Source organism: Dactylosporangium sp. NPDC005555, from assembly GCF_040605635.1.
In the GTDB taxonomy this organism is placed as follows: domain Bacteria; phylum Actinomycetota; class Actinomycetes; order Mycobacteriales; family Micromonosporaceae; genus Dactylosporangium.
The window spans coordinates 295,963-318,469 of sequence record NZ_JBEXDG010000002.1 but is presented as its reverse complement, the minus strand read 5'-3'; the positions used below and the strand labels follow the sequence as shown (position 1 = coordinate 318,469).

The following is a 22,507-nucleotide window of genomic DNA, read 5'->3' as shown; positions in this document are numbered from 1 at the left end:
CGCCCGGGGCAACCGCCCCGGGCGCTTTCGTGTGTCCGAACCGGTTACCGCTGCGACGAGGCGAAGTCCGGGTTGTCCGACCGGGCGGTGTTGGCGCGGGCGCCGAGGCCGATCGAGTCGTAGTCCTGCCGGCTGGTGGCCCGCAGGATCAGCGCCCAGATGATGCCGATGAGGGCGACCGCGCCGTACGCCGTCGGGAACGCCCAGACGGCGGCGTTCTCGGTGCCGGGGGCGAAGCCGAGCAGACCACCGAAGTTGTCGACGACGAGCCAGATGATGTAGGCCAGCGCGACCGACGACAGGATCGGGGCGATGAGCCGCGACCAGGCGCCCTCGCCGCGAGCGTCCTTCAGGAAGTACCCGATGACCGACAGCGAGGTGGCGAAGACCAGGAACAGCACGCCGACGCCGCCGGAGGTGCCCAGCCAGAAGAACAGGTTGAGCATCGGGTCCCAGCCCTGGACCGCGAAGAGCACCAGGACGACGAGCGCGACCACGGTCTGGAAGATCGAGCCGGCCGCCGGGGCGCCGGAGCGGGCCCGGGTGCGGCCGAAGAACGCCGGGAGGACCCGCTCGCGGCCGAGCGCGAACGCGTAGCGCGCGGTCGTGTTGTGGTAGCTCAGGGCCGCGGCCGCGATGCTGGTGGTCAGCAGGATGAGACCGAGGTCGGCGGCCCAGGTGCCACCCTTCTCGGCGAGGGTCGGGAAGAAGGGACCGCCACCGGCGGCCGTCTCCTGCGCGAGCGGCACGGTCTTGTCGACGCCGATGCTGACCGCGGCGGCCCAGCTGGTGACGGCGTACGACACGACCATGACGGCGAGACCGAGGAAGGTCGCGACCGCGACGGTCCGGTTCTTGCCACGGGCCTCCTCGGCGAAGACCGGCGCGGCCTCGAAGCCGACGAACGCCGTGATGCAGACGGCGAAGGCCGGGCCGGCCGCGTCCTTCAGCGAGCCCCAGGCGAACGGCTCGAGGGTGATGCCGCCCTCCGCCGGGTTGCTCAGGAAGATGAAGTCGAAGACCGTCACGGCGATCAGCTCGGCGCCGAGCAGGACCATGAGGACCTTGCTGTTGACGTCGACCCGCAGCAGGCCGAGCACCGCGATGACCAGCCACAGCCCGAGCGCCAGGATCCACCAGTCGACCGTGGCGATGTTCTTCTCGGCGAGGATCACCGAGGCGAAGAAGCCGAAGGCGCCGTAGAGCCCGATCTGCAGCAGGTTGTAGGCGAGCAGCGCGACCAGCGAGCCGCCGACGCCCAGCGGCCGGCCGAGGCCCTGGGAGATGTAGCTGTAGAACGCGCCGGCGTTGGTGATGTGCCGGGACATCGCGACGTAGCCGAAGCTGAACAGCGCCAGGACGGCCGCGATGATGATGAACGCGAGCGGGAAGCCGGTCACGCCGACCCAGGCCCAGGCCGACGAGACGAGTGCGCCGACCACCATGAGGGGGGCGGCCGCCGTGAGGGCGAACATGATGACGGAAGGCACGCCGAGACGGTCTCGGGCCAGTGCCTGGGATACCACGCTCGGTCGCGTGGGCGACGTTGCGGACATCGGTCCTCCAGGGGGTTAAAGGGGGGAAGGGGAGAGGAAAGTCCGCTAGCCGCGCTGCGACAGCACCGCGTCGCCGACCGCCGACTCGACCTGGAGGATCAGGTCGCGCAGCGGTGGAGGCAGGGCACTGACCGCCTGTTGCAGTCGTCGCACGCTGGTCTGGTCGGTGTCCCAGAGGACGTGACCGGTCAGGCCGGTCGCATCCGCCAGCCCGGCGAGGGTGGTGTCCGCGACCCGCATCGGCTCCTGGCCGGTGAGCAGGCGGCGCAGCCGCACCACCCGCCCGGCCGGGAGGTTGATGTCGGTGGACACCCATCGGGTCGTGGTGCGCAGCAGCCGCCGGACCTGGGTCTGTTCGACCAGGCCGACGCGGGCGAGGCGCTGGCCGACCGCGTCGACCGCGGTCTGGCCTAGGAAGAGCAGCCAGGTGCGGATCTCGCGGTGCTGCGTCTCGGCGATCATGGTGGCGAGGTTGGTGTGCGCCAGCGGGTCGGAGGGAGGCTCCCTGCTGATCACGCGGAGCCGGTCGCCCTCGCAGACGATCCGCTGCTCCAGCACGAGCTCGCCGAGCATCGCTCCCGCGAGGCCGAGGTCGACCGCGCGCTGTGACAGGCGGGACCGTCCGTCCCGGTCGTCGTGCGCGATCAGGAAGAAGTCATCTGCAAGCAGCATCCGCCCGCACTCCTCGAAGAGGGCAGGGTGAAGAGCGCCACGAACCCCAGCCTGGCGCGCACTGTCACCGCACTTCCATCTTCAGCTCAGTTTGGATCCGAAAGATCTCACGGACCCAACGCGAAAGCATGCACTGCGGGACAGGGCTCCGCAACTTATGTAATAGAGATTTGAATAATTGGCCATCCCCTGTAGCAACATTGACGCCCGGCTCAGCCAGCAAAAGCTACCGAGCGTGATGATTCCTAATTCGGGTCCAAACGTCACCCGGCCCAACCCTGGGTAACATTCTGATCCGTACCGAGAGGGCATTGTTGGGCCTTGTTCGCTGCTGATTGCGGTACAGAAGTCAGTCATCGATATTGCGCAGGGTAACCGTCGGCGGACACCCGTGGAGGCCGGCTCCCACACGGCGCGTAATGGGAGCCGGCCTCACGTTGCGGGAAAGGTCAGAACATTGCGGGAAAGGTCAGACCGCCGCCTCGGCCGCCTCGTCGACGGCCTCGAGGAGCTCCTCGAGGCCGTAGCCGCCGTCGTGGCGGACGCCGTTGATGAAGAACGTCGGCGTGCCGTTGACCCCGCTGCGGACCCCACCGACGAAGTCTCGACGGACCCGGTCGAGGTGGACGTGCGCGCCGACCTCGTCGGCGATCTCCTCCGACGGCAGGCCCAGCCGCTCGACGCCGACCATCAGCTGGCGCGGGTTGATGCTGCGCTGGTGCTCGAAGAGCCAGTCGTGCGCCGGCCAGAACTTCCCCCTGACCGCGGCCGCCTCCGCGACCTCCGCGGCCAGGTCGGCGTAGGGGTGCACGTTGGTGAGCGGGAAGTGCCGGTACGTGTACCGGACCGTCTCGTGCCGCAGCCGCAGCAGGTCCTGCACGATCGCGTGGGCCATGCCGCAGTACGGGCACTGGTAGTCGCCGTACTCCACCAGCGACACCGCGCCGTCGGACAGGGTGTGCTCCTCGGCCCCGACCGGCACGACCAGCCGGGCCACCGTCACCTGGAACGGAGTCGTGGTCACAGCACCGGCCGCCGTTCGCTCGCCATGCCCTCCAGAGCGTTGAGGATCCCGTCGGCACCGGGGTTGACCCCGGGCGGCGAGACCTGGCTCCAGGCCACCACGCCGTCGCCGTCGAGCACGAAGAGGGCCCGCTCGCAGACCCCGGTCTGCTCGTTGTAGACGCCGAAGCGCCGGGCGACGTCGCCCTTGGGCTCGAAGTCGGCCAGCAATGGGAACGTGATCCCCCGGTCCTCCGCGAACGCCCGGTGCGACCAGACGTTGTCCACGGAGATGCCCGCCACGCCGGCGTTGTAGCGCTCGAACTCCGGCATGACCGCCTGATACAGCGCCATCTGGTCGCCGCAGACCGGGCTCCAGTCGGCAGGGTAGAACGCGAGCACCGCCGGGCGGCCACGGAACTGGCTCGTGCCGACCTTGTGGTCCGGTGCGACGGGCAACTCGAAGTCGGGCGCCCGCTGTCCGGCGTGGAGCACCGACTGGGATACAGAACCGCTCATGCCTCAACGGTTCGCCGCGGCGCGGCGGGGCGGGTCACTAGGCCGGGGTGACCGTGGTGACCTTGAGCGGGCTACCGGTGCACCGCGACTCGAAGCCCGGGTCGGGCAGGCCGGTGACCGTGACCCGCTGGCCGGCGTTGAGGCCGACGGCGGGCGGGCCGATCAGCACCCACACCATCGAGGACGTGACCAGCTCGACGCAGGCGCCGTCACGGCGGACCTGGCCGGTCATGGTGACCACGGTGAAGTCGTCGGTCGGCTCGTGCGGCGCGGTGGTCTTCGGCACCCCGCTCGGCAGGGTGGTGAGCACCGAGGGGTCGGAGCTGGGCTTCGACGCAGAGGGCGCCGAGGGCGCCACGGTGGGAGCCGGAGCGGAGCCGGCAGGTGCGGCCGCGTTGTCCACTGACTTCGCGGCACACCCGGCAAGGACCGATACGGCGAGGAGGAGGCCCAGTGTGCGTTTCATGGCACTTGGACCTCCTCCCGCCGTACTTGGTTCCGACTAGCGACTATCCGCTCAGCCGGAGATCTTGACCTTCACGGTGGTGCCGCTGGTCGACACGACCTTGATCTTCACACCGTTGTTGGGGACCTTGACACCGTAGTACGTGCTGGTGGCCGGGTCCTCGCGGTAGTAGTTCTTGCTGTCGTCGAACGTCGCGACACCGTTCTGGCCGCGGATGTAGCTCGCGGTGGCGTTCGGGCCGTAGTGCAGGGTGAACGAGCTGGCCTTGGTCGAGCCGAACGTCGCGTCGTAGCCCTGGATGCGCGGACGCCACGGGGTGCCGTCCAGCTTGTAGATCAGGTCAGGGTGCGCGTCGACCGGCAGGATCAGGCCACCGCCGTGGTGCTGGCTGGTGTTGTTGTCCGAGTAGGACGTGTCCCAGTAGGTCACCAGGAGGCCCTGCTCGTACGGGAAGTGCTCCACCAGGTCCGGCTTGGCCGCGAAGCCGAAGTTGTACGGGCCCGTCTTCAGGTACTGGTCCCAGGACACGTACTGGCGGTTCGAGGCGATGTAGAAGTTGTCGTAAGCGGTGGTCATCGTGCTGCCCACGGCGGTGAAGCCGACCGCGGTCCAGCCGTTGGCGCCGGCCTCGGCACCGTCGGCGAAGACGGTGGTCGCGCCGTTGGTCACCTTGATGTCGTCGGCGAAGAAGCCCTGGCCGCCGGCGGCACCGTCGGTGAAGTAGTGGAACCGCAGGCCGACCGTCTTGCCCGCGTAGGCGGACAGGTCGAACGTCGCCGGCACGAAGCCCGCGCTGGTCCCGTCGATGCCGTTGCCCTCGGCCGCGGTGGTGATGTTGCCCGGGATCGACTTGTACCCGGTGCCGTCGTCCACCTCGACGTAGGCGTAGTCACACGCGTCGGGGCCGCAGTCCTCGATGTCCCACGCCGCCTTGAAGCTCAGCGTCGTCGTGCCGGCGGGGATCGCCACGGTGCGGGCCAGCGAGTTGTTCAGGTCGTCGCCGGATCCGCTCCACCACGACTTGGTGCCTTCCGGCGGGGCCGGGAGCTGGGTCACGATCTGCTTCTTCGGCAGGACCACGACGACGGCCTGGGGCTTGTTGCTGTTGTACTCGTGCGGCCCGAGGTCCAGCGTCTTGTTCTGCCCGGCCACGACGATCTCGTAGTCGAGCCAGCCGAGCTGCAGCTTGTCCCAGGCACCGAGGTCCGCGGCGCGGTCCGCGATGTTCTGGTCGCCGGCCTTGCTGACCCGGCTCTGCGCCATGATGGTCCACCAGTTGACCGGGTTCTCGGCGTTGCCGCCGGCGCCCGAGGTGTCGTAGTGGTCCGGCAGACCGAGGTCGTGGCCGTACTCGTGCGCGAACACGCTCAGGCCGCCGTTCTCGGGCTGGATCGTGTAGTCACGCACCCACAGACCGGTGGTGCCGATCTGCGTGCCGCCCATCTTGTTGAACGCGGGGCCGCTGGTGAAGTTCTGGAACGCCGCCCAGCGGTGGCTCCAGATCGCGTCCTCGCCCTGGTACGGGTCGCCGTCGGCCTGGTCGCCGCCGGAGTGGACGATCTGGAAGTGGTCGATGTAGCCGTCGGGCTCGTTGAAGTCGCCGTCGCCGTCGTAGTCGAACCGGTCCCACTGGTCGTAGGAGGCGAGGGCGGCCTTGATCTGCGCGTCGGTCTTGCCCTGGGCCTGCTGGCCGGCCACCCATGCGGTGATCGCGTCCTGGAGCAGGTACCAGGTGTTGCTGCAGACGTTGCTGGCGCACGGGTAGCCGTTGCTGCGGCCGTACCGGGCCTCGTTGTACGGCACCTTCACCCAGTCGGTGACGAGACCCTCGACGCTGTAGCGACCCGAGGACTGCTTCTCGTAGTACGTCTTCAGCGACTCCGCACCGCTGCCGGTGGCGAAGTACTTGTTGTAGAAGTACTGCTGGCTGAAGTCCTGCTCCCAGACGGTCGAGTTGTCGACCGACCGGTCCGGGGCGGGGATCGCGTTGTGCAGCGGCCCGTCGAACACCGTCGGCCCCGGGGTGGCGGGGCTCGTGTCCTGGTCCGGGTAGCTCGGGTGCCGCTGGTTGCCGAACTCGGCGAGGACGACGAAGATCTTGTCGGTCTTCTCGCGGCTCAGCTCGACGTACTGGTCGACGCGGGCCTGCTTGGTCTTGGTGTCGCCACCCTTACCGCTCTGACCCTTCTTGCCGATCTTGACGACCGTGCTCGATCCGCGCTTCTCCGGCGTCGCCTGGCCGCTCAGAATCTGCGAGATCGCGACCTCACGACTTTCGCGCCGCTTGTCCTCCAACGGGTTAGGCAGCTCGTCGGAGGGTGACGCGGCGTCGGCTACGGACGGTCCCCCGGCTGACGGCACCGCGAATGCGGCACCACCACCGACGAACACCCCCATACCCGACGCAAGCGTGAGACTCAGAAGTCCCACGGTCAACTTACGCACAGGTACCTCCCTGGTGGGGCGAAAGCACCCAGGCATGATGTCGATGCCTCGATGCACCTGTCGCGAGAGACTAGGTGGTCCTTGTGACGCGTGAAGATCAACAGCGGGGTATGCGCATACTTCGAAGGGTCAAAGCAAGGGTGAACCCGCGTCTATTGAGCGCGGTCTCTCAACGCGGCGAGGTCCCGGACAATCACGTGCAGGCGGCCGGTCTGGATCCAGCCCTCCTCACGCAGCGTGCGCAGCGCCTTCGTGACCGCCTCACGGGACGATCCGGTCCAGCCGGCGAGCTCGTCCTGCGACAGCGGCAGGCTGATGCGCAGCCCTTCCCCGGTCTGCTCGCCGAAGCGCTCGGCGAGCTCGACGAGGCGCGCCGCGACCCGTCCGGTGGTGTCGTAGGCGCCGAACTCGATCCGCTTGCGGTCCGCGTCCCGCACCCGGCCGATCAGCTGGCGCATGAGCAGCATCGTGACCCGGCCGTGGCTCAGCAGGTACCGCTCGAACTCCGGCGTCGGGACGGTCAGTGCGGCGACCGGCTCCAGCGCGGTGACGGTCGCCGACATGGGTCCGCCGTCCATGGCGGAGAACTCGCCGACCAGCGCACCGGGCCCGCGCACGGCGAGGACCACCTCGGTGCCCGAGGCCGTGTCGGAGGAGACCTTGACCCGGCCGTCCTTGAGGATGATCACCGACTCGGAGCGGCTCGCCTCGCGGAAGATGACCGCGCCGCGCTTCCACTGCCGCCGGTGCCCGGCCGCCTCCAGGGCGGCCTGCTCGGCTGTGTTCAGAAGGTCGAAGAACTCGGTCAAGCTGCCTCCTCGCTCCGCTCGTCACCAACTCGAATTCAGCAGGTCGAAGAACTCGGTCACGATTGCAAACTCTGCACCACATATGCCCGGACTGTCTGTCGGCGACCTTTCACTTCCAGCTCGCCGAGCGGGGTGGCGACCGCGCCGCGCAGCGCGTCGTAGGTGACGCCACCGATGACGACCTGGCCCGGCTCGGCGATCGTCTGCAGCCGGGCGGCGACGTTGACGGCGTCGCCCATCGCGTTGAAGCCGCGCAGCAGCTCGCTGCCGATGTTGCCGACGAGCGCCGGGCCGGTGTTGGCGCCGACCCGGAACTTCGGCCAGTCCGGGTGACCGGCGGCGATCCCGCGGACCGCCTCCTGCATTTCGAGGGCGGCCCTGACCGCGCGGGTCTCGTGGTCGTGCTGCCGGGCGGGCGCGTTGAACAGCGCCAGCAGCGCGTCGCCGACGAACTGCACGATCGTGCCGCCGTTGTCGAGGATGCAGGGCACCGCGACCCCGTGGTACCGGTTGAGCATCTCGACGATCTCACCGGGCTCGACGGCCTCGGAGAAGGTCGTGAAGCCGCGCAGGTCGGCGAAGAGCGCGGTCACGTCGACCAGCTGACCGCCGAGCGCGGCCTGGTCGGGGTCGGCGAGCAGCGCGGCCGCGACGTCCGGCGACATGTACTGCCGGAAGAGCGTCGACAGTTCCCCGTACAGGCGCGAGTTCTCCAGGCCGATGGACAGTTGGTTGGCCAGGGTCGCGCGCAGCTCGGGGCGGCCGGTGGCGGGGATGCGCACCCCGCCGGCGACCTGGCCCTTGACCGTCAGCGGCAGCACGTCCTGCCCGGTCACACCCGGCACGCCGTCGTGGACCAGGCCGACCTCGACGTCGCCGAAGGACGGGCGGACCGCCTCCACCGCCGAGCGCAGGAACTCCTGCTCGCCGGCGCCGACGCGGGCCTGCTCGCCGACGGTGACGAGGGCGCCGAGCCGGCCGGACAGGTCGCGCTCGGCGAGCAGCGCGGCGGCGGCCCGGTCGAGGACCTCCGCCTGCTTCTCGGTGAGGCCGAAGCGCTCCGCCATCCGCGCCGCGAGCCGCTCCGGCCGGCCGCCCGCCTCGGACTCCTGCAGGGCGGTGACCAGCTCCTCGAGCGCGGTCTCGTACTGCGCGCGGATCCGGCGGGTGGTCTCGGCGACCGCGATGCCGTCGAAGAGCCCGGCCGCGCTGCCCTCGCGCCGGTACTGCACGTAGGCGGAGTAGCCGACGAACAGGAACGCGGCGGTGAGGATCAGGTGCCACTCCCACCATGACAACCGCCACTTGTCCGCCAGGGTCACCGTCAGCATCGCCTCGGCGAGCAGCACGAACGCGGTCACCACGGACATCAGCACCACGCCGGGGGTGCGCCGGTACCGCAGGTAGAAACGCACCGCGGCGACCAGGTAGAGCGCGACCGCGGCGTAGGAGGCGAACACCATCGGGCCCTCGACGTCACGCACCTGGGTCTGCCGGTTCAGCGGCGGCAGGTCGAGCACCGAGACGACGATCCACGCGAACAGCACCAGCGCCAGCAGCGGGCGGAGGACGAGCTGCCATTTCGTGATGCCGGGCGGCAGTCGTACCGACGACACCACCGCGAGAACGGAGCCGATGATCAATCCGACGGCCATTGCCATGTCGAATCCGGCATTCGGGTGCGCGATGAGGACCTTCGGCGTGGCGAGCGCGTGTGCGAAAAGAAAACCGGCACCGGACAGGAACACCAGCGAGACCAGGAACAGCCGCCCGTCCTGCCGCCGGCGGGCGGCCACGCTCATCGCCGCGCCGACCGCGATGTTGACCGCGGCGACGGTGAGGACCAGCCAGAAGTGCGTGTCGTGATGCTGCCAGATCAGGTCCGCCCCGGGCCTGGTCAGCAGCAGCCACAACCCGGCGAGCGGCAGGGCGAGGTGGGTTGCCCACACGACGACACGAGGCATCGAACGCACCATTCTCGAGGCTGGTCACTTCGGCGACATTGCAGCAGTTGCGTTGTGCGTCTTTGGACGCAGACACCGTACGCCAACCTCGGTCTCATATTCAGCGAAGCACCTGTCGGGTGCGATCAACTGTGGGAGTTACCGATGAAGTTCAAGGCACCGCTCATCACGCTCGGCGCCGGACTTGTAGTGGCCGGCGTCCTGTACACGCTCAATGTCGACCTCAGCAACGATGTCGAGAAGAACAACGCGGCGGCGAACCAGGCCGCCACGACGGCAGCCGCGCCGGCGTCTTCACAGCCGGCCGCGGACCCACCCGGAAGCGCCGCCGCCCCGGCGTCCAGCGCGGCGGTCGGCGACGGCGGCGGCAACGCCGCTCAGCAGGGCACGGTCACCTACGCCGGCGCCGTCGACGGCGGTGCGGCGTCACTCGCCATCGTCGTCAACAACGGCAAGGCGATCGCCTACGTCTGCGACGGCAAGAAGGTCGAGGCGTGGCTCAACGGCACGATGGCCAACGGTCAGATCGAGCTGACCGGCGCCAAGGGCAGCCTGAAAGGCACCTACGGCAGCGGCCAGGCCAAGGGCAACGTCAGCGCCGGCACCAGGTCGTGGGGCTTCACGATCAAGACCGCGACCGCTCCGTCCGGGCTGTACCGCTCGGCCGCGTCGCTGCGCGGCAAGCTCGACGCCAGCTGGGTCGTGCTGCCCGACGGCCGCCAGGTCGGCGTGCAGACCAGGAACGGTGAGACCAGCGAGGCGCCGCCGTTCGACGTGAACAGCAGGACCGCCACGGTCGACGGCACGCAGATCCCGATCGAGGCGGGCAACCCCGCCGCCGGCTCCGGTTACTGAGAGGAGAGCCGTCACCATGTCCCCGGATGAGACCCAGACCGCTCCGGTCGTCCAGCCCACCAACCCCAAGACGGCCGCGACCCTCATCGTGCCGGTGCTGGTCGCCTGCTTCGTCGCCGGCGCCCTCGGCGTTTACGGCAAGCTGCACGAGCCGACCGGCATCGCGGTGAACGTCGCGGGCTTCTCCAGCCCGCAGACGGTCAAGGTGTGGCTCGCCACGCTGGCCTTCGTGCTCGCCGTCGTGCAGCTGTTCACCGCGCTCGTCATGTACGGCAAGATCCCGCTGCGCAACGCGTCCTGGCTCGGCGGGGTGCACCGCTGGTCCGGCCGCCTGGCGTTCATCGCGTCGATCCCGGTCGCCCTGCACTGCCTGTACGCGCTGGGCTTCGCGGACTTCGACACCCGTACGCTCATGCACTCGCTGTTCGGCTGCTTCTTCTACGGCGTCTTCGCCGCGAAGATGTTGATCCTGGCGAAGAAGGGCGTGCCGAACTGGGCCCTGCCGCTGTTCGGCGGCCTGGTCTTCACCGCACTGTCCGGCCTGTTCGTCACCTCCGCGCTGTGGTTCTTCACCACATTCGGCGTCAAGATCTGAAAGGGGATCGCAGCACCATGAGCAACACGACTCGACGGACCCTGCTGACCGGCGCCGGCGCGGTGGGGCTCACCGCGGCCCTCGCGGGCTGCGCGGCCTACGGCGACACAGGGACCTCTTCCGATGCGGGCGCGGGCGCACCGCCGCCCGCGGGCGGCACCACCACCGCCGCTGAGGGCGGTGCCCCTGCCGCCGGCTTTGCCAAGACGTCCGACATCCCCGTCGGCGGCGGCAAGATCTTCGAGGACCAGAAGATCGTGGTGACCCAGCCGACCGCCGGCCAGTTCAAGTGCTTCACCGCCGTGTGCACGCACGCCGGCTGCGTCGTGGGAGACGTGTCCGGCGGCACCATCAACTGCCCGTGCCACGGCAGCAAGTTCAAGGTCGCGGACGGTTCGGTCGCGAACGGTCCGGCCGGCAAGGCGCTCAAGGCCGTCGCTATCAAGGTCGACGGCGACACCATCTCCAAGGCCTGACTCCCACAGGGTCGGGTGCCCGGGATCCCTCGCGGATCCCGGGCACCCGGCTTTTCCAAAAGATTTCCGGATCCCGTGTAACCCGATCCCGCGGAGGTGGCGTTTATAGCGGTCACTGGCACACACCACGGAAGGAATGCCACCCATGAGCCGCACCGCTCGCACCTTCGCCTTCGCCGCCGGGCTCGCCGCCTGCCGGGCCCAGCAGCCGAGCACCGCACCGAACTCCACGGTCCAGGACAACGCCCCGCCCGCGTCGGCCGGCGCCAAGGGGCCGCACGTCGTCGCCTCCTCCTGGCACGTGACCGGCACATACCCGGCGCCCGCCGCCGGCGAGCTCTCCTACACCGCGTAAGTTCGCGCGGCGATGAACCAGCACGAGCACGATTTCGAGGCCTTCTACCGGGCCCGTACCCCCGCGCTGCTGCGCACGGCCTACCTGCTGACCGGTGACCGGCACCTCGCCGAGGACCTGGTGCAGGACGCCCTGGCCCGCACGCACCGCGCGTGGAAGAAGTTGCGTGACGGGGGCAATCCTGAGGCATACGCCCGCCAGGTCATGTACAACCTGCAGGTCAGCCGGTGGCGCCGCAAACGCGTCCCGGAGTCGCTCCCCGGCGACCTGCCGGAGCGCCGCGACGGTCGCGACCAGGCCGGAGACGCGGCAAACCGGCTGGCGCTGCGAAGGGCGCTGCTGACCCTGCCGACCCGGCAACGCGCGGCCCTGGTGCTGCGCTACTTCGAGGACTACAGCGAGGCGGCCGCCGCCGAGCTGCTGGGCTGCCGGGTCGGCACCCTGAAGAGCCACTTGTCCCGCGGCCTGGCGGCGCTGCGCAAGGCGCTGCCGGACCTGGCGACGGAGGGGATGTTCCGATGAACCTGCACGAGCAGTTCGACGATCTGGCCGGCGAGATGACCGGCACCGACCTCACCGACCTCCGCAACCGGGTCGACGGCACCTCACGGCGGCTGCGGACCCGCCGGATGATCGCCACGTCCGCCGCCGCGGTCGCGGTGGTGGCGGCCCTGACCGGCGGCGCGACCCTGCTGCAGTTCCAGTCCGAGGACAAGCGCCCGGACCTGGTGCCGGGCGCCTCCACCGCGCCGCCGTCCTCGCCGGCCGCGCCGCCGGTGTCGAAGCCGCCGTCCACACCCGCGTCCACAGTGGACGCGATCCCGGGCGAGCTGTCGTTCCTCACACTGAAAGCGGGCAAGCCGATCGAACTCCTGCGGATCGTCGGCGGTACTCCCCAGAAGGTCACCTTCGGCACCGCCACCAGCAAGGACGTATACGCGACGCCGTCACCGGACGGGACCCGCCTCGCGATCAACACGTCGCCGAACTGGACGCAGGTCCTCCCGGGCGACCTGGTCGTCGTGAGCAGCGGCGGGGCGCGCAAGACGATCGCGCACGACGTCAACTGGGACAGCGGCAGCACCGTCGTCTGGACCCCGGACGGCACCGCGCTGATCGCGGACGGCGTCCAGTACGACGCGACGACCGGCACGAGCAAGCCCTTCCGCGACAAGCCGCAGTACCTGGCCTACTCGCCGAACGGCACGACGATCGCCTACGTGCACCCGACGCAGGTCGACGCCCTCAAGATCTCGAAGGTGGACGGCAGCTCGCCGCGGACGGTGTCCGTCGCCGGGCAGGACGAGTGCGACCGCACCGCCGGCTGCCCGACGTCGGTCCAGGCCGTCTCCGACGACGGCCGCTACCTGGCACTGGGCAACGTCAACAGCGACCCGAGCCACGTGTACCAGGCGGTGCTGGTCTACGACACCGTCGCCAAGAAGCGCCTGACGCAGCTGGGCACGTTCCAGCACGTGTTCTTCCGCGCGGACGGAGCGGTGCTGGTCACCGCGACCCAGGTGAAGGTGCTCGACACGGCGTGGAAGGTCGTGCACACCTACCAGCTGCCGGCGCATGACACCGGCGCGGTCGCCTACTACCGGGCCTGAGCACCCAGGAAGGCGATCAGCGATTCGGTGAACGGGGGCCCGCCCGACCACAGCGTGAGGGTCGGGCGGGTGGGAGGGGGCAGCGGGACTGCGTCGATGACGACCAGGCGGTCGATCTTCGTCGGATGTTCCGCTGCCAGCCGGGCCGCCACGTGCCCGCCGAGGTCCCGCCCGACGACGGCGAAGCTGTCGTGGCCGAGCGAGTGCATGAGCGCCAGGCAGTCCAGCACCATCTCGTGCTCCAGCGCCGGCCAGCCCTCGTCGGTCTCACGGCTGGATCCGCCGTAACCGCGCAGGTCAGGGCGGACCACGGTGTGCCGGGCGGCGAGGAGCGGGGCGAGGGGGTCCCAGGCCTCCAGGGTGCCGGCGTGGCCGTGCAGGAGCAGCACCGGCGTCCCGGTGCCTTCGCGGCGGACCCGGAGGGTCACGTCCCAGAGGTCGACCCGTTCATCGAACACCCTCATTTCATACCCAAACTGTCGCGAGACCGCTGCAGATCACCCCCGCAAGAGGGACGCAACTTTTGCAGACATAGAAGAAAGTCTGTTGTTTTTGAACGAAAGACGCTACTGTCTGGCGCACATCGATGTCCTCCAGTCGGCGGGAGGCCATCGACCTGTCCGCTAACAGGAGGTCCGGTGAAACACCCCCACCGCCGACGATGGACCGTCGGCACGTCTGCCCTGGCCCTGATCGCATCCAGTCTCGTGAGTGTCGCGACGTTCGCGGCAGTCGAGGTCGCCGCACCCGCACCGGCCGTCGCGGCACCGCCGCCCGCCAGCGACTTCGAGAAGGTCAAGCTGGACGGCGGGCTCACCATGGGCGAGCCGATCGAGCTGGCCGTCCTGCCCGACGGCAAGGTCATGTACATCAACCGGGGCACGACCGCCGGCGGCGGCCAGGTCCGGCTGTACAACCCCACGACCCAGTCCACGACCGTGGCGCTGACGCTCCAGCTGGACGCGCGCTTCGAGGACGGCCTGATCGGCATCACGCTGCACCCGCAGTTCGCCACCAACCGGTGGGTCTTCATCTTCTACTCCCCGAAGGTGACCCCGCTGGTCAACCGGATCTCCCGGTTCACGTTCAACGCCTCGACGAACGTCCTCGACCCCGCCAGTGAGGACATGATCATCGAGTGGCCGACAGAACGGAACCTCTGCTGCCACTCGGCCGGGTCGATGACCTGGGACAGCAACAACAACCTGTACTTCGCGGTCGGTGACAACACCAACTCCGGTGGCGACTCGGCCGGCATGGCGCCGATCGACGAGCGGACCAACCGGGACCCGCAGTACGACGCCCAGCGCACCTCCGGCAACACCAACGACCTGCGCGGGAAGATCAACCGGATCCACCCGGAGAGCAACGGCACCTACACGATCCCGTCCGGGAACCTCTTCGCGCAGAGCGCGCAGACCCGTGGCGAGATCTACATCATGGGCACCCGGAACCCGTACCGGATCTGGGTCGACACCAAGGCCAACAACACCCTCTACTGGGGCGAGGTCGGCCCCGACGCCGGTGCCACGGTCGCCAACCGCGGCCCGGCGGCGTTCGACGAGTTCAACCGGGCGAGCGGGCCGGGCAACTACGGCTGGCCCTACTGCGGCGGGCCGAACGTGGCCTACAACGACTGGGACTTCGCGGCCAACGCGCCCCGCGGCTGGTTCCCGTGCGGTGGCAGCACCGGCCCGGTCAACAACTCCCCGCGCAACACCGGCCTGCAGCAGCTCCCGGCGACCAAGCCGGCGCTGGTCTGGGAGCAGCACGGCGGCAGCGTGCAGTGGCCCCAGCTGGACAGCCCCGGCGGCTGCGGCTCACCGAACCACACCGAGGTTTACCACTACGACCCCAACCTCAACTCGTCGGTGAAGTGGCCGCAGTACTACGACAACAAGTGGATCATCTCGGAGTACTGCCGCAACTGGGTGAAGATGGTCAACTTCGACAACGGCAACCCGGCCACCGGCAACCCGGTCTCGGGCGGGATCGAGCCGGTCAACGCGGGCGCGCCCTTCGTGCACCCGATCGACTGGCAGTTCGGCCCCGACGGCTCGATGTACATGCTGGAGTACGGCAGCGGCTACTTCTCCGGTGCCGCCGACGCCGGCCTGTACAAAATCAACTATGTCCAGGGTGGACGGTCACCGGTCGCCAAGGCCACCGTCAACAAGGACAACGGGCTCGCGCCGCTGGCCGTGACCTTCTCCAGCGCCGGGTCGAGCGACCCCGACGGCGACACCATCACCTACGCCTGGGACTTCGACAACAACGGCACGACGGACTCGACGGCCGCGAACCCGTCGTACACGTACACCACGAACGGCGCGAAGCAGGCCCGGCTGACGGTGCGCGACCCCGCGGGCCACACCGGGACCACGCTGGTGCCGATCACGGTCGGCAACAACCGTCCTTCCGTCACGATCTCCGGTGTGCCGGCCGGCGGCATGTTCGACTGGAACGACAACTTCACGGTCACGGCCTCGGCCACCGACCCGCAGGACGGCCCGGTCGACTGCTCGAAGATCGTGATCGCGGTCGCTCTCGGCCACCAGGAGCACGCCCACGACGAGGGCTCCGGCACCGGCTGCTCGGCGACCTTCAACACCGGACCGGTGCACGCCGGACCCGACTCGGTGCTGTTCTTCGTCGTGCGCGCCACGTACACGGACAACGGCGCGGCGGGCTCGGTGCCGCTGACCGGCTCCTCGGAGTTCACGCTCTGGCCCAAGTACTGGCAGGCCGAGCACTACGTGTCGCTGTCCGGCCCGCAGGTCATCACGGCCGCGGCGGCCGACGGCGGCAAGCGGCTCGGCGACATCCAGTCCGGGGAGAGCGTCCGGCACCACGCGGTCTCGCTGAAGAACATCACGGGCGTCAAGGCCCGGGTCTCCTCCGGTGGCGGCGGCGGCACGGTCTCCTTCCGCTACGACTCCCCCACCGGCACCGAGGTCGCCCGCCTCACCGTGCCGAACACCGGCGGCTGGGAGACCTACGCCGAGGTCAGCGGCCCGGTCACCAAGCCCGACGACGGGACGCACGACCTGTACATCGTGTTCACCGGCGGCTCGGGGGCGATCCTGGACCTGGACAGCTATACCTTCACCGGCCCCGGCATCGGCTCCCCCGGCGGCACGCGGACCGGCACGCTGACGGCGCTCGGCAAGTGCGCCGACATCAACGCGAGCCAGACCGCCGACGGGACGAAGGTCCAGATCTACGACTGCAACGGCACGGGCGCGCAGCAGTGGACGGTCAACGCCAACGGCACGATCACCGGCCTGGCCGGCAAGTGCCTCGACGTGAAGGCCAGCGGGACGACCAACGGGACGCTGGTGCAGCTGTACACCTGCAACGGCACCGCCGCCCAGCAGTGGGTGATCGAGTCGAACAACGCGATCCGCAACCCGCAGGCGAACAAGTGCCTGGACATCCCGGGCTCCACCACCACCAACGGCACCCAGTTGCAGATCTACGACTGCAACGGCACAGGCGCCCAGACCTGGACCCACCCCTAGTCACATCAGCGGCAGCGTGACCTTGAACGCGGCGCCCTCCCCGGGCGCCGTGCGCAGGGTCACCTTGCCGCCGTGCGCGGCCACCAGGGCGCTCACGATCGACAGGCCCAGGCCTGAGCCGGACCCGCCGACGAAGCGGGTCCGGCTCCGCTCGAGCCGGTAGAAGCGCTCGAAGACGCGGCCGGCGTCCTCCTCGGTCATGCCGGGGCCGTTGTCGGCGACCTCGAGGACCGCGTCGCGGCCCTCGGTGCCGACGAAGACGGTGATCTCGGTGTCCGGCGGGGTGTGGGTCATCGCGTTGGTGATCAGGTTCTGCAGCACCTGCCGCAGCCGGGTCTCGTCGCCGAGGACGACCGGCTCCTCCAGGTCCACGTCGTCGTCGCCGCCCCCGAGCGTGCGCAGGCGCAGCTTGTGGTGATGGGCGGTGACCCGGGCGTCGATCATCGCGTCGGTGGCCAGCGCCAGCAGGTCGACGGGCTTCTTCTCCAGCGGGCGCTGCTGGTCCATCCGGGCGAGCAGCAGCAGGTCGTCGACGAGCAGGCCCATGCGGGTGGCGTGGTGCTCGATCCGGCCGACGGTCTCGTCCTCACGGCCCGACTGGCGGTGCAGCTCGGCGAAGCCGCGGATCGAGGTCAGCGGGGTGCGCAGCTCGTGACTGGCGTCGGCGACGAACCGGCGCATCCGCTCCTCCGACGCGAGGGCCGCCTCCTCCGACGCGCGACGCTCCTCGAACGCCGTCTCGATCTGCCCCAGCATCGTGTTCAGCGCCATCGACAGTCCACCGACCTCGGTCCGGGGATCCGCCTCCGGTACGCGCCGCGTCAGGTCCCCGGCGGCGATGGCCTCGGCGGTCTGCTCGACCTCGACGAGCGGCCTGAGGCTGGACCGCACGAGCAGGTACGCGACGACGGCGAGCACCAGCAGGACGCCGACGCCGACGCCGACGGTGACCCAGAGCTGCCGGTTGACGGTCTCGTCGACCTCGTCGAGGCTGAGGCCGGCCACGACCCACCGCCAGCCGTTGGGGGTCGGCTGCTGCGTCACGAGGACGCGCCAGTCATGGCCCACGCCACCCTTCGGCGGGACCGTGATCAGGTATTCGTTCTGTGGGGTGAGCTCGGCCGTGGCCACCAGGTCGACGACGGTGGTGGCCGGCAGGTCCGGCGCGCCCTGGCTGTCGTTGCTCGGGCTCGGCAGGAAGGTCTTCTGGACGAGCGGATCGTCCGGGTTCATCGCGCAGGCGACCCAGTAGGCGCTGCGCTGGGCCGGACCGTACGGGTTCCCCTCGGCGGTCACCCGGCAGGCGTCGCTCTTCGGGCCGCGGACGCTGTTGTGCAGCTGGTCGTCGACGCGCTGGTAGGCGAAGGAGCGGGTGCTGTAGAGGCTGACGCCGCCGGTCAGGACGAGTGCCGCGGTGAGCAGCACCAGCATCAGGGCGACCAGCTTGACCCGCAGGGGCCAGGCTCTCATGTCCGCGGGAGGCGCAGGGAGTAGCCGACGCCGCGCAGGGTCTGCAGCAGGCGCGGCTCGGAAGTGTCGATCTTCTTGCGGAGGTAGGAGACGTAGGACTCGACGACACCGGCGTCGCCGCCGAAGTCGTACTGCCACACGTGGTCGAGGATCTGCGCCTTGGACAGCACGCGGCCCGGGTTGGTCATGAAGTACCGCAGCAGCTTGAACTCCGTCGGCGACAGCTGGACCTCCTGGCCCGCCTTGAACACCTCATGGGTGTCCTCGTCGAGCTCGATGTCGGCGAAGGTCAGCCGCGACGCAGGGGCGGCGGCGCCGCCGGCGGGGTCGGCGACCCGGCGCAGGACGGCCTGGATGCGGGCGAGGATCTCCGACAGGCTGAAGGGCTTGGTGACGTAGTCGTCGCCGCCGAGGGTCAGACCCTTGATCTTGTCCTCGGTGGCGTCGCGGGCGGTGAGGAAGAGGACGGGCACACGGGTGCCCTCCCCGCGCAGCTTGCGCAGCACCTCGAAGCCGTCGAGCTCGGGCATCATGACGTCGAGGAGGATCATGTCGGGCCGGAAGCGGCGCGCCTCCTCCATCGCCTGCCGGCCGCTGGTGGCGCTCGACACGTCGTAGCCGTGGTACTTCAGGCTCGCGGACAGCAGCTCGACGATGTCCGGCTCGTCGTCGACCACAAGCAGCCGCGTCATGATTCGCTCCCGGTTCCTTCAGGATTCCCTTGTCACCATCGAGACTGCCGCCGTTTGCTGGCCACTGGTTGCGGATTCCCTGAAAACCAGCTGTGAACGCGCTGCGCCCGCTCCGAGCAGCATCGCCAGCACCACGGGAAACTCCAGGTACGCATGATATGAGGCAAATGCACTGTAGAGCGCCCGCCCGGAGGCGTAGTCCACGGCGAACAGGACCCCGAGGAAGGCACCGAGCCCGAGCCCGAGCGCCCAGGCCCGGACACCCCGCAGCCACGGCACCCGCGCCTCGAACGCCCGGGCCGCATCAGGGGCGTGCCGGGGCAGGAAATAGACCCACACGAAGTAGTGCATGGTCTGCAGGAACGCGAACACGACCAGGAACCGGGCGCCGATCTCCACGGAGGATCCGGGCGGCGCGCTGAGCGCCACGATCCTCCCGGGGTCGCCGGCGAAGGCCGCCACGGTCGAAGGGGAGACCGAGGAGACGTCGAATACGCCGAGCAGGACGGCGACCGGCAGCACGAAGACCCAGCCGACCTGGACAGATCGGAACCACCGTCGTTGTAGCACCGGCAGCGCCGCGGCCCATTCCCACAGGAAGAACAGCGGCACGACGTTGTGCAGGTGCGCGAGGACCACGAAGTGGTACGCCGGCCAGGTCAGCGACACCGCGCAGGCGACCGCGAGCGCCGCACCGGACAGCCCGAGGAGCCGGCCGCGCAGCGCGTACGCGCATCCGGCGGCGAGGACCGCGTAGCCGACGAGGATCTCCGCGATCCGGGCGGGCTGACCGACGAACATGGCGGCGATGCGGCACAGCACGATCACGCTGATCAGCCCGAGCAGCACCGCCAGGAGCCGGCCGCCGAGCACCGGCGCGAAGCGTCCGGCGACGTACCGCAGCTCCAGGACGTTGTGCAGCACCCCGAACGCGATCAGTCCCAGCACGGTCGTGGCGAGGGGCGCGCCGAGCGCGACGGCCAGTGCCGCGGCGGCGGCGAGCACGAACGGCAGGGTTACCTTCATCGGGTGATCCCGGCGCTGCTGCTGACCCTCGCCGTGGAGGTGCCGTTGTACGCCCTGGCCCTGACCACATTGCGGCTCGCCCCACTCAAGAGGGCCGTGTTGCTGGGCGTGCTCGTGAACCTGCTGACGCACCCGGTGCTGTGGTGGTTCCTCGCGCCGAGGCCGGGTGCCGCACGGTTCTGGAGCGCCGAGGTCGTGGTCGTGCTGGTCGAGGCCGCGGTGCTGTACACCATCAGCCGCCGCGACCCGGTGCTGCTGCTGGTCACGAGTCTCGGGGCGAATGCCGCGTCGCTGCTCATCGGCCTGCTGCTGCTCTAGTAGCGGCTGTTCTTCGTCCGGCGGACCAGCCAGACGACGAGCACGGTCAGGGCGGCGACGAACAGCACGCACACCAGCGCGACGACGATCGCCGTCCCGGCCAGAAACGACGGCTCCGGCGCGGCGTCGGCAAGCACGATCTTCATGTCGCGCAGTGTGCCTCGCCGCGCCGGAACGCAACAGCAGGAGTTAGTCCCGAATCTCGTCCGCCGGGGGGATGTCGCTCTCCGGGGGCGCCTCGGCCGGGCGCCACCACTGCCAGAGCAGGAACAGCAGCCCGAGCGCGAGCATGCCGAGCCCGATCCAGAGGTTGATCCGGACCCCGGCGGCCTTGTCGATCTCCTCCTGCGAGTCGAAGATGCCGAGGATCGTGACGATCACCCCGTACACGGTGAAGAGCCCGCCGATCACGCGGCGCACGTCGAATAGCCGGGCCGCCCTGGCGGTCTCCGCTTTCGTCGTCTGGTCAGACATGTGCAGACACCCTCTCCACTACAGGAACGGCAGGTAGAACGCGGCGGCCAGGACCAGCGCGCCGACACCGAGCAGGACCGGGGACCGGTACCAGGCCCGGTCGCCCGCGATCGCGCCGGCCTTCAGGTCGTGCCTGCCGATGCCGTACACGAGGCCGCTGAGCTCTTCGTCGGTCTTGCTGGTGGTGAAGAGCGTGACGACGACGGAGACGATCGCGACGGTCACGAACGCGATGCCCGCGCCCCAGAAGGACTCGTCGAGGTCGGAGCCGAACGTGAAGATGCCCCACCACTTGTAGCCCGCATAGACGATGAACGCCGCGAGCGTGCCGCTGAGCAGCCCCCAGAAGCCCGCCCAGGCGGTCATCCGCTTCCAGAACATGCCGATGATGAACGCCGCGAACAGCGGGGCGTTGAACAGCGAGAACAGTGCCTGGATGTAGTCCATGATGTTGCTGTAGCCGGACGCGATGAACGCGGTGCCGATGCCGACCACGACGCCGACGACGGTGATCCACCGGCCGATGCTCAGATAGTAACCGTCCGGTTTGTCCTTTTTAATGTACTCCTGCCAGATGTCGTACGTGAAGACGGTGTTGAACCCGGACACGTTGGCCGCCATGCCCGCCATGAACGACGCGAGCAGACCGGTCACGGCGATCCCGAGGACCCCGTTGGGCAGGAAGTCGCGCATCAGCAGGGGGATGGCGTTGTTGTACTGCAGGTCCCCCTTGTCCGCCCCGAGGCCCTTGACCGTGACGAGGGCGACCAGGCCGGGGATGACGGTGACGAACGGGATGAGGAGCTTCGGGTAGGCCGCGATGATCGGCGTGCGCCGGGCGGCGCTCATGTTGCGGGCCGACAGACCGCGCTGGACCTCGGCGAAGTTCGTCGTCCAGTAGCCGAACGACAGCACGAACCCGAGGCCGAAGACGATGCCCCACCACGACGCGCCGAGCGGGTTGTCGCTGCCGCCGGTGTCGGCCCAGGTGTGCAGGCCGGCCTCGCCGAGCTTCGTGTCGCGGACCGCGGCGAAGAGCCCGTCGATCCCGCCCATCTTCACCAGGCCGATGATCGCGATCGGCAGCAGGCCGGCGATGATCACGAAGAACTGGAGGACCTCGTTGTAGATCGCGCTCGAGAGACCGCCGAGGGTGATGTACGTCAGGACGATCGCCGCGCCGACCACGATGGCGGTCCACAGCGGCCAGCCGAGCAGCGCCTGCATGATCAGGGCCAGGGCGTAGAGGTTCACGCCGGCGATGAGGACCTGGGCGAGCGCGAACGACAGGGCGTTGAGCAGGTGGGCCGGGCGGTTGAAGCGGCGCCGCATGTATTCGGGGACGCTGCGGACCTTGGAGCCGTAGTAGAAGGGCATCATCACGATGCCGAGGAACACCATGGCCGGCACGGCGCCGATCCAGTAGTAGTGGACGGTCATCATGCCGTACTTGGCGCCGTTGGCGGCCATGCCCAGGATCTCCAGGGCGCCCAGGTTGGCGGAGACGAACGCGAGGCCGGTCACCCAGGCGGGCAGCGAACGGCCCGAGAGGAAGAAGTCGGCGCTGTTCTTGATGGAGCGGCGGGCGGCGAGGCCCACGCCCAGGACGGTGATGAAGTAGAGCGACAGCAGGACGTAGTCCAGCGCGTCCATCTGCAGGCGTAGACCTTCGGCGAGCGTCT

23 protein-coding genes are annotated in these 22,507 nt (G+C 69.3%); 8 read left to right on the top strand and 15 right to left on the bottom strand.

All coding sequences use genetic code 11. The features are described 5' to 3' along the window. Window positions 1–44: 44 nt before the first annotated feature. The 8 genes from ABZS58_RS04110 to ABZS58_RS04075 form a co-directional block, all read right to left on the bottom strand. Window positions 45–1,490, bottom strand: a complete 1,446-nt coding sequence (locus ABZS58_RS04110) for an APC family permease (protein ID WP_354777342.1) — start codon at window positions 1,488–1,490, stop codon at window positions 45–47. Window positions 1,491–1,601: 111 nt separating this feature from the next. After that, the gene (locus tag ABZS58_RS04105; RefSeq protein WP_354777340.1) at window positions 1,602–2,228 is read right to left on the bottom strand and encodes a GPP34 family phosphoprotein; all 627 of its coding nucleotides are present in this window, start codon (window positions 2,226–2,228) and stop codon (window positions 1,602–1,604) included. A 469-nt stretch (window positions 2,229–2,697) separates the two neighbouring features. Next, window positions 2,698–3,252 carry a thioredoxin domain-containing protein gene (locus ABZS58_RS04100; RefSeq protein WP_354777338.1) on the bottom strand — a complete coding sequence of 185 codons (555 nt, stop codon included), beginning with the start codon at window positions 3,250–3,252 and terminating at the stop codon, window positions 2,698–2,700. Continuing rightward, window positions 3,249–3,749, bottom strand: a complete 501-nt coding sequence (locus ABZS58_RS04095; RefSeq protein ID WP_354777336.1) for a redoxin domain-containing protein — start codon at window positions 3,747–3,749, stop codon at window positions 3,249–3,251. Before ABZS58_RS04095 ends, ABZS58_RS04100 begins: the two co-directional genes overlap by 4 nt. A gap of 37 nt (window positions 3,750–3,786) precedes the next feature. Next, window positions 3,787–4,215, bottom strand: a complete 429-nt coding sequence (locus ABZS58_RS04090; RefSeq protein ID WP_354777334.1) for a hypothetical protein — start codon at window positions 4,213–4,215, stop codon at window positions 3,787–3,789. Between the two features lie 51 nt (window positions 4,216–4,266). Beyond that, window positions 4,267–6,612 carry an immune inhibitor A domain-containing protein gene (locus tag ABZS58_RS04085; RefSeq protein WP_354777332.1) on the bottom strand — a complete coding sequence of 782 codons (2,346 nt, stop codon included), beginning with the start codon at window positions 6,610–6,612 and terminating at the stop codon, window positions 4,267–4,269. Between the two features lie 200 nt (window positions 6,613–6,812). Further along, window positions 6,813–7,469, bottom strand: a complete 657-nt coding sequence (locus tag ABZS58_RS04080) for a Crp/Fnr family transcriptional regulator (protein ID WP_354777330.1) — start codon at window positions 7,467–7,469, stop codon at window positions 6,813–6,815. 56 nt (window positions 7,470–7,525) lie between these two features. Continuing rightward, on the bottom strand, window positions 7,526–9,433 hold the full coding sequence (locus ABZS58_RS04075) for an adenylate/guanylate cyclase domain-containing protein (protein ID WP_354777328.1): 1,908 nt from the start codon (window positions 9,431–9,433) through the stop codon (window positions 7,526–7,528). Window positions 9,434–9,577: 144 nt separating this feature from the next. Here ABZS58_RS04075 and ABZS58_RS04070 point away from each other — a divergent pair, with 144 nt between their 5' ends. From ABZS58_RS04070 to ABZS58_RS04045, 6 genes are all read left to right on the top strand, one after another. Beyond that, on the top strand, window positions 9,578–10,288 hold the full coding sequence (locus ABZS58_RS04070) for a hypothetical protein (protein ID WP_354777326.1): 711 nt from the start codon (window positions 9,578–9,580) through the stop codon (window positions 10,286–10,288). 16 nt (window positions 10,289–10,304) lie between these two features. Continuing rightward, window positions 10,305–10,883, top strand: a complete 579-nt coding sequence (locus ABZS58_RS04065; protein ID WP_354777324.1) for a DUF6529 family protein — start codon at window positions 10,305–10,307, stop codon at window positions 10,881–10,883. 17 nt (window positions 10,884–10,900) lie between these two features. After that, a complete protein-coding gene (locus ABZS58_RS04060; protein WP_354777322.1) occupies window positions 10,901–11,359 on the top strand; it encodes a Rieske (2Fe-2S) protein in 459 nt (152 codons plus the stop codon). A gap of 145 nt (window positions 11,360–11,504) precedes the next feature. Next, window positions 11,505–11,714 carry a hypothetical protein gene (locus ABZS58_RS04055; protein ID WP_354777320.1) on the top strand — a complete coding sequence of 70 codons (210 nt, stop codon included), beginning with the start codon at window positions 11,505–11,507 and terminating at the stop codon, window positions 11,712–11,714. Between the two features lie 12 nt (window positions 11,715–11,726). Next, entirely contained in the window at window positions 11,727–12,236 is a 510-nt protein-coding gene (locus ABZS58_RS04050; protein ID WP_354777318.1) for a SigE family RNA polymerase sigma factor, read from the top strand. Further along, window positions 12,233–13,324: a hypothetical protein gene (locus ABZS58_RS04045; RefSeq protein ID WP_354777316.1), complete on the top strand. Its 1,092-nt coding sequence runs from the start codon at window positions 12,233–12,235 to the stop codon at window positions 13,322–13,324. The genes ABZS58_RS04050 and ABZS58_RS04045 overlap by 4 nt, the downstream gene beginning before the upstream one ends. On the opposite strand, the gene ABZS58_RS04040 is transcribed toward ABZS58_RS04045, so the two are convergent. Further along, complete coding sequence (locus ABZS58_RS04040) at window positions 13,312–13,782, bottom strand: alpha/beta fold hydrolase (protein ID WP_354777315.1); 471 nt, start codon at window positions 13,780–13,782, stop codon at window positions 13,312–13,314. The two genes, ABZS58_RS04045 and ABZS58_RS04040, sit on opposite strands and share 13 nt — an antisense overlap. A gap of 180 nt (window positions 13,783–13,962) precedes the next feature. Between ABZS58_RS04040 and ABZS58_RS04035 the strand changes: the two genes are divergently transcribed. Then, on the top strand, window positions 13,963–16,845 hold the full coding sequence (locus tag ABZS58_RS04035) for a carbohydrate-binding protein (protein WP_354777313.1): 2,883 nt from the start codon (window positions 13,963–13,965) through the stop codon (window positions 16,843–16,845). Here ABZS58_RS04035 and ABZS58_RS04030 read toward each other — a convergent pair whose 3' ends face one another. Genes ABZS58_RS04030 through ABZS58_RS04020 form a run of 3 tightly spaced genes read right to left on the bottom strand, consistent with a single transcriptional unit; the run spans window position 16,846 to window position 20,033 of the window. After that, window positions 16,846–18,315 (bottom strand): HAMP domain-containing sensor histidine kinase, encoded by a 1,470-nt coding sequence (locus ABZS58_RS04030; protein WP_354777311.1) that lies wholly within the window; start codon window positions 18,313–18,315, stop codon window positions 16,846–16,848. It abuts the gene before it with no gap. Beyond that, complete coding sequence (locus ABZS58_RS04025) at window positions 18,312–19,007, bottom strand: response regulator transcription factor (RefSeq protein WP_354777309.1); 696 nt, start codon at window positions 19,005–19,007, stop codon at window positions 18,312–18,314. Before ABZS58_RS04025 ends, ABZS58_RS04030 begins: the two co-directional genes overlap by 4 nt. Window positions 19,008–19,025: 18 nt before the next feature. Further along, window positions 19,026–20,033 carry a hypothetical protein gene (locus ABZS58_RS04020; RefSeq protein ID WP_354777307.1) on the bottom strand — a complete coding sequence of 336 codons (1,008 nt, stop codon included), beginning with the start codon at window positions 20,031–20,033 and terminating at the stop codon, window positions 19,026–19,028. A gap of 3 nt (window positions 20,034–20,036) precedes the next feature. Here ABZS58_RS04020 and ABZS58_RS04015 point away from each other — a divergent pair, with 3 nt between their 5' ends. Next, on the top strand, window positions 20,037–20,351 hold the full coding sequence (locus ABZS58_RS04015) for a hypothetical protein (RefSeq protein ID WP_354777305.1): 315 nt from the start codon (window positions 20,037–20,039) through the stop codon (window positions 20,349–20,351). On the opposite strand, the gene ABZS58_RS04010 is transcribed toward ABZS58_RS04015, so the two are convergent. The 3 genes from ABZS58_RS04010 to ABZS58_RS04000 are packed head-to-tail and all read right to left on the bottom strand — an operon-like array spanning window position 20,348 to window position 22,478. Next, a complete protein-coding gene (locus ABZS58_RS04010) occupies window positions 20,348–20,497 on the bottom strand; it encodes a hypothetical protein (protein ID WP_354777303.1) in 150 nt (49 codons plus the stop codon). The two genes, ABZS58_RS04015 and ABZS58_RS04010, sit on opposite strands and share 4 nt — an antisense overlap. A gap of 43 nt (window positions 20,498–20,540) precedes the next feature. Next, window positions 20,541–20,825: a hypothetical protein gene (locus ABZS58_RS04005; RefSeq protein ID WP_354777301.1), complete on the bottom strand. Its 285-nt coding sequence runs from the start codon at window positions 20,823–20,825 to the stop codon at window positions 20,541–20,543. An 18-nt stretch (window positions 20,826–20,843) separates the two neighbouring features. Further along, window positions 20,844–22,478, bottom strand: a complete 1,635-nt coding sequence (locus tag ABZS58_RS04000; protein ID WP_354777438.1) for a sodium:solute symporter family protein — start codon at window positions 22,476–22,478, stop codon at window positions 20,844–20,846. Between the last annotated feature and the right edge of the window lie 29 nt (window positions 22,479–22,507).

What these genes read in the sequence shown, in the direction of transcription:
- ABZS58_RS04005 (WP_354777301.1), bottom strand. Translation starts at nt 20,825, where the DNA reads ATGTCTGACCAGACGACGAAAGCGGAGACCGCCAGGGCGGCCCGGCTA.
- ABZS58_RS04065 (WP_354777324.1), top strand. Translation starts at nt 10,305, where the DNA reads ATGTCCCCGGATGAGACCCAGACCGCTCCGGTCGTCCAGCCCACCAAC.
- ABZS58_RS04055 (WP_354777320.1), top strand. Translation starts at nt 11,505, where the DNA reads ATGAGCCGCACCGCTCGCACCTTCGCCTTCGCCGCCGGGCTCGCCGCC.
- ABZS58_RS04030 (WP_354777311.1), bottom strand. Translation starts at nt 18,315, where the DNA reads ATGAGAGCCTGGCCCCTGCGGGTCAAGCTGGTCGCCCTGATGCTGGTG.
- ABZS58_RS04095 (WP_354777336.1), bottom strand. Translation starts at nt 3,749, where the DNA reads ATGAGCGGTTCTGTATCCCAGTCGGTGCTCCACGCCGGACAGCGGGCG.
- ABZS58_RS04060 (WP_354777322.1), top strand. Translation starts at nt 10,901, where the DNA reads ATGAGCAACACGACTCGACGGACCCTGCTGACCGGCGCCGGCGCGGTG.
- ABZS58_RS04085 (WP_354777332.1), bottom strand. Translation starts at nt 6,612, where the DNA reads ATGGGGGTGTTCGTCGGTGGTGGTGCCGCATTCGCGGTGCCGTCAGCC.
- ABZS58_RS04010 (WP_354777303.1), bottom strand. Translation starts at nt 20,497, where the DNA reads ATGAAGATCGTGCTTGCCGACGCCGCGCCGGAGCCGTCGTTTCTGGCC.
- ABZS58_RS04025 (WP_354777309.1), bottom strand. Translation starts at nt 19,007, where the DNA reads ATGACGCGGCTGCTTGTGGTCGACGACGAGCCGGACATCGTCGAGCTG.
- ABZS58_RS04020 (WP_354777307.1), bottom strand. Translation starts at nt 20,033, where the DNA reads ATGAAGGTAACCCTGCCGTTCGTGCTCGCCGCCGCCGCGGCACTGGCC.
- ABZS58_RS04070 (WP_354777326.1), top strand. Translation starts at nt 9,578, where the DNA reads ATGAAGTTCAAGGCACCGCTCATCACGCTCGGCGCCGGACTTGTAGTG.
- ABZS58_RS04075 (WP_354777328.1), bottom strand. Translation starts at nt 9,433, where the DNA reads ATGCCTCGTGTCGTCGTGTGGGCAACCCACCTCGCCCTGCCGCTCGCC.
- ABZS58_RS04105 (WP_354777340.1), bottom strand. Translation starts at nt 2,228, where the DNA reads ATGCTGCTTGCAGATGACTTCTTCCTGATCGCGCACGACGACCGGGAC.
- ABZS58_RS04090 (WP_354777334.1), bottom strand. Translation starts at nt 4,215, where the DNA reads ATGAAACGCACACTGGGCCTCCTCCTCGCCGTATCGGTCCTTGCCGGG.
- ABZS58_RS04050 (WP_354777318.1), top strand. Translation starts at nt 11,727, where the DNA reads ATGAACCAGCACGAGCACGATTTCGAGGCCTTCTACCGGGCCCGTACC.
- ABZS58_RS04045 (WP_354777316.1), top strand. Translation starts at nt 12,233, where the DNA reads ATGAACCTGCACGAGCAGTTCGACGATCTGGCCGGCGAGATGACCGGC.
- ABZS58_RS04000 (WP_354777438.1), bottom strand. Translation starts at nt 22,478, where the DNA reads ATGGACGCGCTGGACTACGTCCTGCTGTCGCTCTACTTCATCACCGTC.